Raw genomic sequence first — 12,748 nt, 5'->3', positions numbered from 1 at the left:
CTAATTTTTATCTATTAAATCCTTTACAATGTTGTAATAGTTTTCAGAAAAAGCTATTGTACGTCTCAGCAGATCACTTTTGAGCTCCTCTTTCAATTGTGAGGATACATCGGTTGAGTCCAAGGCTCTGTCATTTAAGATATTTTTCAAAATACCGGCAAGCAGATTTTCATCAGTGGAGGGGAAATAAAATGCTTTAGGTGGATTTTGTTCGCGATGGACAGGAATATCTGAAATAACAACCGTTTTGCCAATGCTCTTTGCTTCTTCAACAGTTGAACTCCAGCCTTCAAAAAATGAAGGGTTAATTACTGCTTTACATTTACGCATTAACACCAAAACTTCATTGTATGGAATTAAACCTAACAGTAATATGTTTTTTTCAAGGCTATTTTCTGCAATAAATTCTTTAATTAGCTCAATATTCCTGTTATTACCTCTAAAATCATGCATTACGCCGGTTGTTACAACTACTGGGTTTAATCCTTCTTTTACAAGTAAATTAATCGCCTTAAGGACAACCATATGGTTTTTATGCGACCAAAATTGATTAGGCAAATAAAAGAAGCCATCTGACAAATCGTATTTCTTTTTTATTTCGAGATATAATTCATCAACCCCTGTAATTTCTCCCGGTTGCGATACAAACTGCAACACCCTCGCTTTATTTATTTCTGTGGGTGCAAACTTTTTATAGTCGTTTAATGCATCGTAGCTGCTTAAAATAACGATGTCACTATAGTTAACTATATTCTGGTCGATATTGGTGATGTTATCCAATTGTTTCTGCGTCCAGAGTTCCGGAAAATGCAGTCGCTGAAAATCGGGAATCCAATTGATGAGTTTTAGCGATTTATACTTACCCCAAAAAAAGGAATGTGAAACGATATTGATCTGATGCTTTTTAAAAAGCAAATATAAAGGCAGTTGATATTTAAAAGTCCGGTTGAAGGCTTTGTTTAAAAACCAGGGAATGGTATAACTTTTAAATATATCAGTATAAACTACTTTTGCATATGGCGAAAACATGTCCACATATTCCTGCTCAATATTTGAAGGCACAATAACATAAAATTCCAGATCGGGGAACTTAGTTACCGAATTTGTGTATAGTAAGTTCTTAATATAATTGATGCCACCTTTATATTCCTTTGAAAAATTTATCAAAAACGCAACCCTAATCATTATGTAACTCTTTAAAATAATTTACATACCGTGAAATTCCATCTTTTACATCAATCCGAGGCGACCATACCAGGTTTAAGGCCTTTGAAATATCGGCGTGATAAAATCTGGGATCTCCTATTTTTACATCTTGATTAAAATTAATATTTACCTGCTTATCATAAGCTTTTACTAACATATTTATAGTTTCAGCAACCGTTGTTCTGACACCCGAACCTCCGTTTATGATATTTATTTTTTTTGTTTCATGGGTGGCTACTGCCAATACCAAAGCTGATGCATCGGTAATATACAGCCAGTCGCGTGTCTCTTCTCCTGTGCCAAAAAATGTAACGTCTCCGTTTGAGTTTTTTATTTTCATACAGGCGTCCCATAACAGTTGTTTTTGTAACCCGGCACCGTAAATAGAAAAGTAACGGATTATCGAAACCTTCAAACCGAAGTTTTTGCTGTACGAGAAACATAATTCTTCTGCCGCTTTTTTATGAAAACCATATGGTGAAACAGGGTCGGAAGGATCATCTTCACTAATTTTTTTATCTCCAACATCACCTTGAACCGCGGGGCTTGAAGGGTAAATAAAATGACACGGTTTACCCTGTAAGCGTATATACTCCAACAAAGCTAAAGTGCTTTGAACACTTTTTTGGAAATCTTCAAATGGATTTTGGTAGGAAAAAGCTACAGATCCGCTACCTCCACAGTGCACTATCGTATCAAAACTCTTGTTGATATTTATCAATGCTTCAAAAGTAATTGTAGATTCAAACCAATCATCGATACCCCATTTGGTGTATTCATACTTGTGCCACTTTCCATGCCCTATGCCACTCACATGATAGCCAGCTTTATTAAATGATTTAGCTGTATATCTTCCTAAAAAACCATATGCTCCGGTTATAAGAACTTTCTTCATTTTACGCCTTTCTCAATTCTATTGGAATTTCTTTAATAACCTTGGCGGGGTTTCCGCCAACAATTGTCCATGGCGCTACGTCTTTGGTAACAACACTTCCTGCCCCAACAATAGCACCTTCTCCTATGCTTACGCCTTTCAAAATTATGCAATTCATTCCTATCCATGCATTTGAACCAACTTTGATGGCTTTGGTATTAACAACCGACCAGTTTTTACTCTCTATAAAGCCACGGCCTTCTCTGTAATCTTTTAATTGTGCTGTAATGTCCTTTTCACGCTCCCGATAATCGATAGAATGCGAATCGTGGTCATAAAAGTATGTACCCCAGGCTACAAATACGTCATCTTCAAATTCAATTTTTGATTTGCAAATGATGGTACTGGCACCAATAAAACATCTATTACCAACACTAACTTCACCTGTTTCCGACTCGAATATCACAGTACAATCCAAGCTTGAATCATTGCCAATTTTTAGGTAGATCTTATTTTTGATCGGCATTCCAATATTTAGTCTGAAATTTTCAAAAAAATGCGAATTGCCTGCTGTTAAATAGCGCTTTGCCTTTCTCACCCTCCTTAAAAACATTAAATGCTTAATCTTCCTTATTATAACTCCTATCATTGATTAAATTTTGTTAATACAAATTTTTGATTTATAAATAACGAATAAAAGCGTGGGGATGGTTAGTATCGCAGATGCTAATGGTACTGACCCAATGCCCATTGATAAATTAAATAATAATTTACATAAAGGAATCATCAATACTGAAGCTATAACCGATAATATGATTTGACCTTTAAGCTTTTCGAATGCATTTAAAAAAACTGCGCCGCAATACGAAAATACTTGCACGATAAATAATAAGGCAAAAGGATAGAGATCTTTAACATTGTTGATCACTATTGCTTTATTTGTCCACAAACTTACTAAGGTTGGAATTATAAATATGATGCCGCAAGTACCAATACTAAAAACCGAAGCACACAATAAAAGTTGATTAAATTTTTTTATAAGTTTAGCTTTATCGCCTAAAGCTTTAGCATGTGAAATTTCTGTCCAGAAAACAGAAATTACAACATTAAAAATTGTCATTCCCAATAAAAAAACTTTGTTAACAGTATCATATTGTGCTACATTTTTTAGCGATAGATTATTGTAAGTTAATATGTTGCCTATTGAATATAGGAACAAAGATGAAACCTGCAATAAAAAAAACCTTGTTCCAACCAACAATGAAGCCTTTGACGATATAAAATTTTTATAATCAAAAACCTGTTTCCAGTTAAATTGAACATTTCTCAACGCAAAAAATATAATAGAGAAATTTGCTATTACATAAAGGCCGCTATAACAAGAAGCTAACTTATATATACTTACTTCAAAAAAATTATATTTATACATCATCAAAACTACCAACCAAATAATATTCTGGATAAATAGTATAGAATTAAATAAATTAAATTTCCTTACCCCCTGAATTATGAAATGTCCTAATGTAAAAGGGAAAGAAAGTATTATAGGCATGTAAACAATATATGCCAGAAATAAATGTGTTTTAAATATATTGACAAAAAAGGTAGAGCCTACAAAAAGCAATATTAAAAAAAAGGATACTATTATATAAAATTGTAATGTTCCGGCAATTAATCCATCAATATTTTCTTTTTTATCATTCGCCTGTGATTCAGTAACCTTGTTTTTTAAACTGTACCCCGATCCAAAATCAAAAAGATTAAGCCATGATAATAAAGCCGTTAACGTTACCCACACAGCATAGTTGTTGGTTCCTAATGTTTTTAATAGCAATGGAACCGTAACAAAGGAAATTGCTGCAGACGACAACTTAAAGATGGTAGAACCCAAAATAGATTTAAGCACGATGATAATTTTATGCGATTAATAAAGCTTTGACGATTCTAAGCTTGGTGATAAATTTTGCTTTCCACGGAAATCTAACACTTTTTACAAAGTCATATAAGTCCTTCCTGTTTGATTTTGCTTTTTTATTAATTATTCCTTGCATTAAATTACTTGCGTAAACTTCATCTTTTATAGACGAGATGTTAATTTTAAGATCATTTTTTTCATAAAATACTTTAACGTGTTGCAATATTTCATCTTGCCATCTGTCTATTTTTGAGAGCCAATCTTTCGTGGCAGTATACCTGCTTGTGATATTATCCTTCCACACCCGATACGCCGATATAACATCAGTTAATATTACCGCTTTACCATACAACATGATTTTTTGAATTAATAAGCTATCGGCAGCCGTATATACATAAGTTTCATCAAACAGTCCGTATGATCTCGCAGTCTCTGTTTCAAAAACAATACTTGGCAACCTTGCTTTTACATCATACTTGAAATATTCATAACCTTTGGGTTGTGTCAGGATATTATTGCCCGCCGATTGCCAGGTAGACAATACCTCATCATGTTCATTTATAACATTGTGACCAAATATGATTATGTTGGCTTCCGGATAGCTGTTTAAAGCCATGTCTATTTTTTTAAATGAATCCGGATAATATAAATCATCGTCAGATGGTATGATAAACCATTTTGTTTTGACATTATTGATACAAAAGTTCCAATTTTCAAACATCTCAAGTTTTTTATCCGGGCGTAAAAAAGAGAAACTTGGATATCGATCAACAATATCTTTTGTAACAGCTCCTCCATTATCTCCTACCACTACATTTACATTATGAGGTATACTTTCTAAAATTTTTATCAAATAGTCATTCCTGTTATAAGTGGGAATCACTAAGGTTAATTCATTTAGCATAATTGCAATTTGAAATATCGTATAAGCATTATTAATTGGTGAGAGATTTAACTTTTCTAATAAAAATAATATTACTCCATCGGTGGGTTTACGGTTACCTCAAAGGTAAAACTAACATATAAATAAATCACTTCATTTATTATTCTTATGGGTAATATGGCTTAAAAAAGCAAATCAAGCCAATAAATTTTTGAATGTCTTTTTAGTTAAAATAAATGATATGGATAAAAAACCACCCAACAATCCACCCAATATAATTCCCTTTAGCTTACCAACTTTATTTTTAGGCAATGGCAATACTGGTTCATCAATTATCTGAATCAATGGAATATCCTGCCTTAGTGATATTTTAGATAATTCTAAATTTTTGGTTATTTCGGCATATATAGCTGTACTTGCCTGGACATCTACCTGTTTTCTTTGAGATGGCACTTTCAATATCAAAAGCTGAGGGTTTGCATTAGGGTTTGCATCGATGGCAGATGCTACTCCATTGATAGAACTATTTAAAACGGCTTTTACACTATCAGCCTGGCGCTGCAGTATAACTACATTTTGGTTGCTTTTTTTAGTTTTTGTTACAGAGTAAAAGTTATTTACCGTTTCTACAAGTTTTAAATTAAAGGCCTTTGAAAACAACTCATCTTCACTTTCTACCTGAACAACGATAATATTTAGCTTCTTATCAAGTTTACTTACAGCTAATAATTTTTTGTTAAACACATCAACTATAGTTGAAATTATACTGTCTTGTAATCTTGTAAATTTATCTGCACTACCAATAAATGATATAGTATCAATATGGTCATTTTGCTTCCATACTTTTCTCAATTTATTAAATTCGATATACCTGTCGATTAGCAATTGTTTTTTGCCAACCATAGTAACTTCACTTAACAATGTTTTTTCTAACATTAACCTTGACTTATATAATTCAATAATGTTATCTCCTTGGAAGATCCCACCACCTCCGCCATTTAAATCAATACCTGCGAGTGACGCCAAACCGGCATATTGACCCAATGCAGCCGATTTACTGCCATCTTCCAAAACAAATGTAGATATCGCTTTATAAGTAGTTTTTTTGATTAACGCATATGTTAGCCCTAATGCGCCTCCTATTATACCAAAAGCAATAATAAGCTTCCATCTTAATACGATATACCTTAAACCCTTTCTGATTTTAACTACAATTTCTTTAATGGAAATTTCAGTGGAGTCTATTGTTTTATCCATTTTGGTTTAAAATACTTAACTGTTTTTAATAAATTAATAAATGAGTATTATAAATAACCTTAGCTGTTATCTGTTCAAACTTAAAATCCCCAAAATAATGGCCCCTAATGAGGCAAGCCCGGTAGTGAACCCTAAAATGGTTTGAGCTGTATTACCCTTGCTTTCTGATTTTTTAGGAACATATATTTCACTGCCCGGTTTCACCGAAGGGTGTTTATTAAAGAATAAAAATTTACGTGTGCCTTTTACAGTTCCGTTAGGGTAAACCACGTATGCGCCGCGTCTCAACGCGTCCGGCCCGTAACCGCCCGCATTTGAAACGAAATCGTTAAACGATTTCGACTTATCAAAAACTACCGCGCTTGGATAAAGTACCTGCCCATTAACACGAACAACCTGTTGCTGTTTAGGAACCCTGATAACATCTCCGTTTTCTAAAAGCAAATCCGTTTTTGATCCTGGCGATTTCAGGATCTTATCCAATTCGATACCAACATAATTATTTCTCAATTGCACTGTATCGGTTGTTGTATTTGTTGAGTCTTTGTAAGATTTTTTAAGTCTGTTGATCCGGGCGTAACGCTCTGCGTTGATTGAAGCAGTATCAGTTTTATTTTTATCAATACCCAATATTGCAAAATTGTCACGTTTTAGAGATCCCCCTGCTGCATCTGCCGAGGCAGTAAGTCCCCCAGCCCTGGCAATCAGATCAGATATTTTTTCGTTTTTACTTTTGATGGTGTATGAGCCGGGATATAAAACTTCTCCTTCAACTTTCACCGTCTTTTGTTTTTCATAGCCAGGTAGGCTGTAAACAGAAACAATATCAAAAGGGGTAAGTACGAAATTAGCATCGGCTGGTTTCAGATTGCCGTCGATATTTACACTGAAAACTTGTGAAACCGAACTGTTTTTTGAGGAAGGATCCGCATCCGTTACTCTCCGTGCTACTTCAATCCGATTTGTGCTTGCTCCTTCAGCAAAACCACCGGCTTCTAAGATTAGGTCTTCTACCTTCATGTTTTCCGAAAAGGCAAATTTTCCAGGTTTTCTAACATTTCCATTGATAGTGACCGTATACTTATCACGCAAGTCAAATATCGACGAGATATTAACAATATCTTCCCGTTGTAAAGATATGTTTACCGTTTTATTAATAACATCTTTAACGTTAAAGCCTATTATCTCGGTATTGTTATCAGGTTTCAGGCGGGTGATTGTACCTCGCTCAGTAAACGCATCTTCTTTTAATCCCGCAGCCTTATCAATTAACTGAAGTAATGTTAGCCCATTTTGCAGTTCATAATCGCCAGGCCTGAAAACCGCTCCTTTTATTACAACCCGATTTTCAAATCTATATATAATAGATTCAATGGTGTATTTATCGCCTCGTAATGGAATATAATTTTTATAGTCGGCTTCTAATACGTCTGTTATTTTACGTTGCTGGTCACTAACCTGTGATACTTTGATCCTTGCGGTATATGCGCTATCGGTGAAGCCTCCGGCAAAATTTAAAACATTGTCAAGGCTTTCTCCCGGTAAAACTTCAAATAGCGCGGGTATTTTAACTTGGCCAACAAGTTGCACCCTTGTACGATAAGTTGGCACGCGTACAATATCTTGATCTTGCAAGGTAATGTTATTTTTTTGATCGCCTTTTAACAGGAAATCGTAAACATCCAAGTGCCTGATAATTCGATTGTTCCTGATGATCTCTATCTGTCTTAAACTTCCGTTATCGTTAGGGCCGCCGGCTGTATACAATGCATTGAAAACAGTAGCAAGAGAGGGTAGGGTATATGTGCCCGGCTTGGCTACCTGTCCAATGATAATTACCTGAATGCTGCGGATGTTGCCAAGTGTAACCTGTACGCTTGTTCCGCGGCCAACAGCATAATTATTTGCAGTAAGCCTGCTTTTTATCAAAGTAGTAGCTTGTTCAATGGTTTTGCTGCCTACATTTAAAATACCAACCCCCGGGATATTTATGTTTCCCTCTGGTGATACTTCCAGCTTCCAGTTTACTAATGAACTGCCGTAAACGCTGATGTTGAGCTGATCATTTGGTCCAATAATATAATTTAATGGAGTTGCCAGCTTAAGATTGGGTTCGAATGAACTATTTTTATTTTTAAAAATATCGGCACCAAAAATTTTAGGTCTTAAACTTTCAAACAAATCCTTATTTGTATAAAGTGTATCCGCTGTATCTGGTTTATAATTGAGCTGTCTTCCCTGCTGAGTAAATGTTGAATCGGGTTGGGAATTGGACGAACCGCTGCTCTTAGTTCTTAATTTTTTTATCCTAGTTTCCAATTTTTGAACTTGTGCAGCCGACATTCCACGGCTTTGGGCCTGTTGTAGCAACTCGGTGTCAGTTAAACCAGCTTTTTGAGCCTGTTGAAGCAACTGAATAACTTGCTGATCTGACAGATCGTCGATGTTAATTGATGAAATATTTTGCAAATTAGTTTGGGCGGTAATATTAGTTATTGCTCCTAAGCTAAGTATGGCAATTAATAATAAAAAAAGGCGAAGTCTGTTCATATTTAAAAACTATCAGAGCATAAAAATAACACTCTAATAAATGATATTATTTTCTGCAAAAGTAAACCAATTTCCCGTTTTAGGGAACAAAGTAATTTTTTTAATTTGTACTATAACTAATAGATGGGTTGATAAGCTGAAATTTGCGGCCGGAGTTTTTCATTAATTAAAAAAATAAGTGAAGTTAATCCTTGCATGTAAATTAAAACTCGAACCATTTCTATATTGATAATTTAGCGTGTAAACCGGTGTAGCTTCAGCAGAAAGCAGGTAGTTTTTAAATTTCAAATTTGTATAAAACGTACTGGCAATATCTACCCAGTGCAGGTTATAAATTCCGGTTCCGGCAAAAGCCTGATAATATAAATCATTGTTATGTAATTGCCTTTCCAGCATAATACCGTATGAATTGTAGTTTTTAAGGTAACTTATGTCAAAAATAAAGCTGTTGCTTCCTGGGCCAATTCCGGCGCCGACATATCTGCCATAATTGGTATAGCCGTCTCTTGGGCTTACTCCATGGGCGTACCATAGCGGCTCGTCACGTAACAAATAAGTTTGGGCTCGTTGTAGGTGCGTTATTTCTGATTTAATTTGTATAAAGCCTCCGCGACTAAGTTCAAATAACTTGCGACCACCCAATGTATAGGCTGCCGAATGTTCAGGTTCTTCAAGAAAATCTGACAGACTTCCTGTGCGGTCATTACGTGCCCATTCAAAGTAAAGTTCAGCTTTGTACAAGGGCAGTAGCTGCCTGATATTAAGCGCATATGCAAAGTCCTGTTGATCGCCGTTTTGTCCATTATTAATGTCATTTGCTTTAACAGATGAACCTATAACAACAGGAATTATTTTACGGATAATATTTTTATTATGATAAACAGAGTCTTTGTCAAGATAATCATACGCAGAAGCGCCAAGATATAGTCCCTTTAGCCATTTCGGTTGCCAATTCACGCTATATGCCGAAATATACCTGGTAATTTGGGGCTTTGGGCTATATAGATTGCTTCCGTACGTTAATTTGCTTATATCGTCTGGAGCGAAGCCGGATTGCTTCAGGTTTCCTCCTATAATTTGCCATTCAAAAGAGCCGATTAACGTCTTAACAGGTTTGGTTGAGTTGAATGTCCAATGAAAAAAACCGGGGGCCGAATTGCTCATCATAATAGAGTTTCGTATCCCGGGCCCCCACCATAAATTTTCGGTAGATACACCGGCTTCAATACTTTTATACGTTAAAGTGATGTTTGACTGCCCCGGATAAAGATGCTTTAATGAAGACGTGCCAAATCTTTCAGGAGCATCGATACCATTGATCAAGCCGAAATAAGCATTCATTAACACCGGCGAATTATTATTGCCCTGTATATCTGCAAAAGTTGAGAATCTTTTATTTTGTGCATAAACCAACTCGGGCTTTATCTGTACGTTGAGGATCCCTGCTTTTAAGAAGAAACCTCCGCTCAGCATACTTTGATAACCGGCATTTGGATATAATGAACCGTTATTATAACCGTAGGGGCGATTTACATTATATTCATTTAACCAACTGATTGGAAGAATACGTAAGCCAGATGGAATACCCATAAAATTAAATTTTACGTATTCGCGACTTGCAATTAATGATTGAAGGGAAGAATCAGCAATATTTGAAGCCAAAGGCCTGATGGTAAATGATGAACTATTGCTGGTGTTACCTGCTACCTGTTCTCTGCGCAATAACTCTTCGGCGTAACTTCCAACAGGCGTGGTTTGGCCGTAACTTATTAATGAAGTGCCAAAACTCAGTAAAATGAAGGTAAGTAAGGATCGGATAGTTATACTAATGTTCATCAAAAAGAAAGGTTTAGGAAATTAATAATTAACCAAATGGTAATATCAAAATATCATTCTATTGCTATTAATTAAGGCTTAGGTGCTTTCGTACTAATCTTATATCAATATCGTATATTGAACGATAATTTCAATAACAATTATCGGCTTTTTTTTAAAATTCCCAAACGTTTTTTAAAGTTTAATAAAAAAACTACAATTTGATTACTCATACGTTATCTATGGGCAAAACATTACAGCATGGCGCAGATTAAATCGTATTTGTTTTACTGATTGATAATTACAATATCCGCGAAATCTAAAAAATATTTTTTTATGTGGACAGGCAACGGGAGGGTATACAGTTTCGTATTTGGAACGAGACTAAATAAATGAAAAAAATACTTTTAATTGATAAACAGACTCTTACGCAAAAAGGCTTTACCGAAATTAGCTCTGAACTTGGCTTAAATGTTATTGTGGAGCCATGTGATAATTACGAACATTTAAAAAAACTAATAGACCAACTAAAACCTCATCTGCTCGTTATTGATCCATTTTTGGGAGGAATTTTGACTTTTGAAGATCTGTCACTGGTTGCTGAATGCCCTTCACTGCAAATACTGGTAACTTATAATACTTTGCAAAGACCAGAACTTACGAAAATGTTGAATCTGGGAATCAAGAATTTGCTGTGTAAAACAGCTGCTCAAGAAGAAATTATAGCCTCACTACAAGCAGCTTTACTTAATAAAAAATATTTATGCAACCAAAGTAAGCAGATGGTATTAGGGCTTACCAGGAATACGGATGCCGTATCACTTCCATCTCTCTCTCCGCGTGAAAAGGAAATCATCCATTTGATAGCCGACGGTCTTCCCGATAGTGCGATCGCTCAGAAATTATTTCTCAGTTTTCATACCATTCGTACCCACCGGAAAAACATCACAAAAAAGCTTGGCTTCAGTTTAAAAAATGCAGCCGAGTTAGTTTGGCTGATCGGTTATTTGAATGATCTTATTTAGAACGATTTTAAATATACCTCAAATGAGGTATTGGTGTTTATTTAGACTAAATCTAATTTTGATGCCAACAATCAATACTTCGTTTTATTATGAAAAATAACTTTACCACGTTGGGCGCGGTTGCCCTTTCACTTTTGGTCGTTGCGGGTTGTAAAAAATCTGACGACAAAGCCGATGCTCCAATCGCGTACGATATCCCCACAACGTATAACTTTTCAAATGCAAACTTTGCAGATGCTACTACCCGTTTAGGGATGATCACGGAAATTCAAAATGTTGAAAAGGTAGCCACAACAGGTACCGTAGATGCACAGAAAGCAAAAAATATGTTTGCCAATTCCAGCTCGCCATTTGTCACTGCTGCTTATAATACATCAGGATTGCAGTTGAAAGATCAAACTGCTGCATCTTTTCAAACCGATGTTTTGCGTTTTATTGATACGCTTACTGCCGTAAGCCAAACCGGTAAACCAGCTGCAAGGGGTGTTGCAGGTGTAGGTACCAGTTCGGCTAATGCGGCTACCAAATACGCATTAACCGCAAACGGGATGAATTATGCCCAAGTATTTAATAAAACAATTATGGGTGGCTTAATTACTTTCCAAATTGTTAACGTAATGAATGCTGCTAACGGTGGTACAATTGATAATACCACAGTTACTAACGGAAGTACAGCTTTAGAGCATGCCTGGGATTTGGCATTTGGTTACTGGGGCGTGCCAATCGATTTTCCTACTAATAAAACCAATCCGAAGCCTGTACTTTGGGGAAGCTACAGTACTCAGGTAGATTCAGGTTTTCATGCTAACAAAATCCTGATGGATGCATTTTTGAAAGGCCGCGCTGCTATAAGTCATAAGGATACAAAAACTATTCAGGCACAATCAACCATTATCCTTCAAGCTATGGAGCGGTTAACTGGTGCCGCCGCTTTGCAGGAAGTAAAAGAGGTTAAGGAGTCAATTAATGATAATATTGCCCGTAATAGCCGCTTATCTGAGTGCTATGGATTTATTTACTCGCTTAAATACAATCCAAAAAGGGTAATTACCGACGCTCAAATTGATGCGCTGCTTGCCCTGTTTCCTAAAAACTTTTACGATCTCACTCTTGATCAGCTGAATGCTATCAGGGATGCCGTTGCTAAGCAATACGACTTCGATAATGTAAAAGACATTTTGTAAACTACTTTAATTCATAAGTTAAACAATGAAACCAGCCGT

At 35.6% G+C, this 12,748-nt stretch carries 10 protein-coding genes; 2 read left to right on the top strand and 8 right to left on the bottom strand.

All coding sequences use genetic code 11. The features are described 5' to 3' along the window. The 8 genes from MTO98_RS17810 to MTO98_RS17770 all read right to left on the bottom strand — a co-directional run bounded on the left by MTO98_RS17810 (nucleotide 1) and on the right by MTO98_RS17770 (nucleotide 10,521). The gene (locus MTO98_RS17810; RefSeq protein WP_243480237.1) at nucleotides 1-915 is read right to left on the bottom strand and encodes a glycosyltransferase; all 915 of its coding nucleotides are present in this window, start codon (nucleotides 913-915) and stop codon (nucleotides 1-3) included. A gap of 262 nt (nucleotides 916-1,177) precedes the next feature. Then, on the bottom strand, nucleotides 1,178-2,101 hold the full coding sequence (locus MTO98_RS17805) for an NAD(P)-dependent oxidoreductase (protein ID WP_243480236.1): 924 nt from the start codon (nucleotides 2,099-2,101) through the stop codon (nucleotides 1,178-1,180). Between the two features lies 1 nt (nucleotide 2,102). Beyond that, nucleotides 2,103-2,729 carry a DapH/DapD/GlmU-related protein gene (locus MTO98_RS34370; protein WP_371825379.1) on the bottom strand — a complete coding sequence of 209 codons (627 nt, stop codon included), beginning with the start codon at nucleotides 2,727-2,729 and terminating at the stop codon, nucleotides 2,103-2,105. A gap of 3 nt (nucleotides 2,730-2,732) precedes the next feature. Continuing rightward, the gene (locus MTO98_RS17790) at nucleotides 2,733-3,986 is read right to left on the bottom strand and encodes a lipopolysaccharide biosynthesis protein (RefSeq protein WP_243480235.1); all 1,254 of its coding nucleotides are present in this window, start codon (nucleotides 3,984-3,986) and stop codon (nucleotides 2,733-2,735) included. Between the two features lie 10 nt (nucleotides 3,987-3,996). Further along, nucleotides 3,997-4,899, bottom strand: a complete 903-nt coding sequence (locus MTO98_RS17785) for a glycosyltransferase family A protein (RefSeq protein WP_243480234.1) — start codon at nucleotides 4,897-4,899, stop codon at nucleotides 3,997-3,999. A gap of 174 nt (nucleotides 4,900-5,073) precedes the next feature. After that, nucleotides 5,074-6,135 carry a Wzz/FepE/Etk N-terminal domain-containing protein gene (locus MTO98_RS17780; protein ID WP_243480233.1) on the bottom strand — a complete coding sequence of 354 codons (1,062 nt, stop codon included), beginning with the start codon at nucleotides 6,133-6,135 and terminating at the stop codon, nucleotides 5,074-5,076. A 66-nt stretch (nucleotides 6,136-6,201) separates the two neighbouring features. Next, nucleotides 6,202-8,685, bottom strand: coding sequence for an SLBB domain-containing protein (locus MTO98_RS17775; RefSeq protein WP_243480232.1), 2,484 nt, complete (start codon nucleotides 8,683-8,685; stop codon nucleotides 6,202-6,204). Nucleotides 8,686-8,847: 162 nt separating this feature from the next. Continuing rightward, nucleotides 8,848-10,521 (bottom strand): capsule assembly Wzi family protein, encoded by a 1,674-nt coding sequence (locus tag MTO98_RS17770; RefSeq protein WP_243480231.1) that lies wholly within the window; start codon nucleotides 10,519-10,521, stop codon nucleotides 8,848-8,850. A gap of 371 nt (nucleotides 10,522-10,892) precedes the next feature. Here MTO98_RS17770 and MTO98_RS17765 point away from each other — a divergent pair, with 371 nt between their 5' ends. Together MTO98_RS17765 and MTO98_RS17760 are read left to right on the top strand one after the other, a co-directional pair. Then, complete coding sequence (locus MTO98_RS17765; protein WP_243480230.1) at nucleotides 10,893-11,525, top strand: response regulator transcription factor; 633 nt, start codon at nucleotides 10,893-10,895, stop codon at nucleotides 11,523-11,525. 89 nt (nucleotides 11,526-11,614) lie between these two features. Then, a complete protein-coding gene (locus tag MTO98_RS17760) occupies nucleotides 11,615-12,709 on the top strand; it encodes a DUF4856 domain-containing protein (protein WP_243480229.1) in 1,095 nt (364 codons plus the stop codon). Nucleotides 12,710-12,748: the final 39 nt, after the last annotated feature.

This window comes from Mucilaginibacter sp. SMC90, from assembly GCF_022811725.1.
In the GTDB taxonomy this organism is placed as follows: Bacteria; Bacteroidota; Bacteroidia; order Sphingobacteriales; family Sphingobacteriaceae; genus Mucilaginibacter.
The sequence above is the reverse complement of the archived record's forward strand: the minus strand, read 5'-3'. Positions and strand labels throughout refer to the sequence as shown.

Coding starts and splice junctions, on each gene's coding strand:
- MTO98_RS17805 (WP_243480236.1), bottom strand. CDS start 2,101: ATGAAGAAAGTTCTTATAACCGGAGCATATGGTTTTTTAGGAAGATAT.
- MTO98_RS34370 (WP_371825379.1), bottom strand. CDS start 2,729: ATGATAGGAGTTATAATAAGGAAGATTAAGCATTTAATGTTTTTAAGG.
- MTO98_RS17785 (WP_243480234.1), bottom strand. CDS start 4,899: ATGCTAAATGAATTAACCTTAGTGATTCCCACTTATAACAGGAATGAC.
- MTO98_RS17780 (WP_243480233.1), bottom strand. CDS start 6,135: ATGGATAAAACAATAGACTCCACTGAAATTTCCATTAAAGAAATTGTA.
- MTO98_RS17775 (WP_243480232.1), bottom strand. CDS start 8,685: ATGAACAGACTTCGCCTTTTTTTATTATTAATTGCCATACTTAGCTTA.
- MTO98_RS17770 (WP_243480231.1), bottom strand. CDS start 10,521: ATGAACATTAGTATAACTATCCGATCCTTACTTACCTTCATTTTACTG.
- MTO98_RS17765 (WP_243480230.1), top strand. CDS start 10,893: ATGAAAAAAATACTTTTAATTGATAAACAGACTCTTACGCAAAAAGGC.
- MTO98_RS17760 (WP_243480229.1), top strand. CDS start 11,615: ATGAAAAATAACTTTACCACGTTGGGCGCGGTTGCCCTTTCACTTTTG.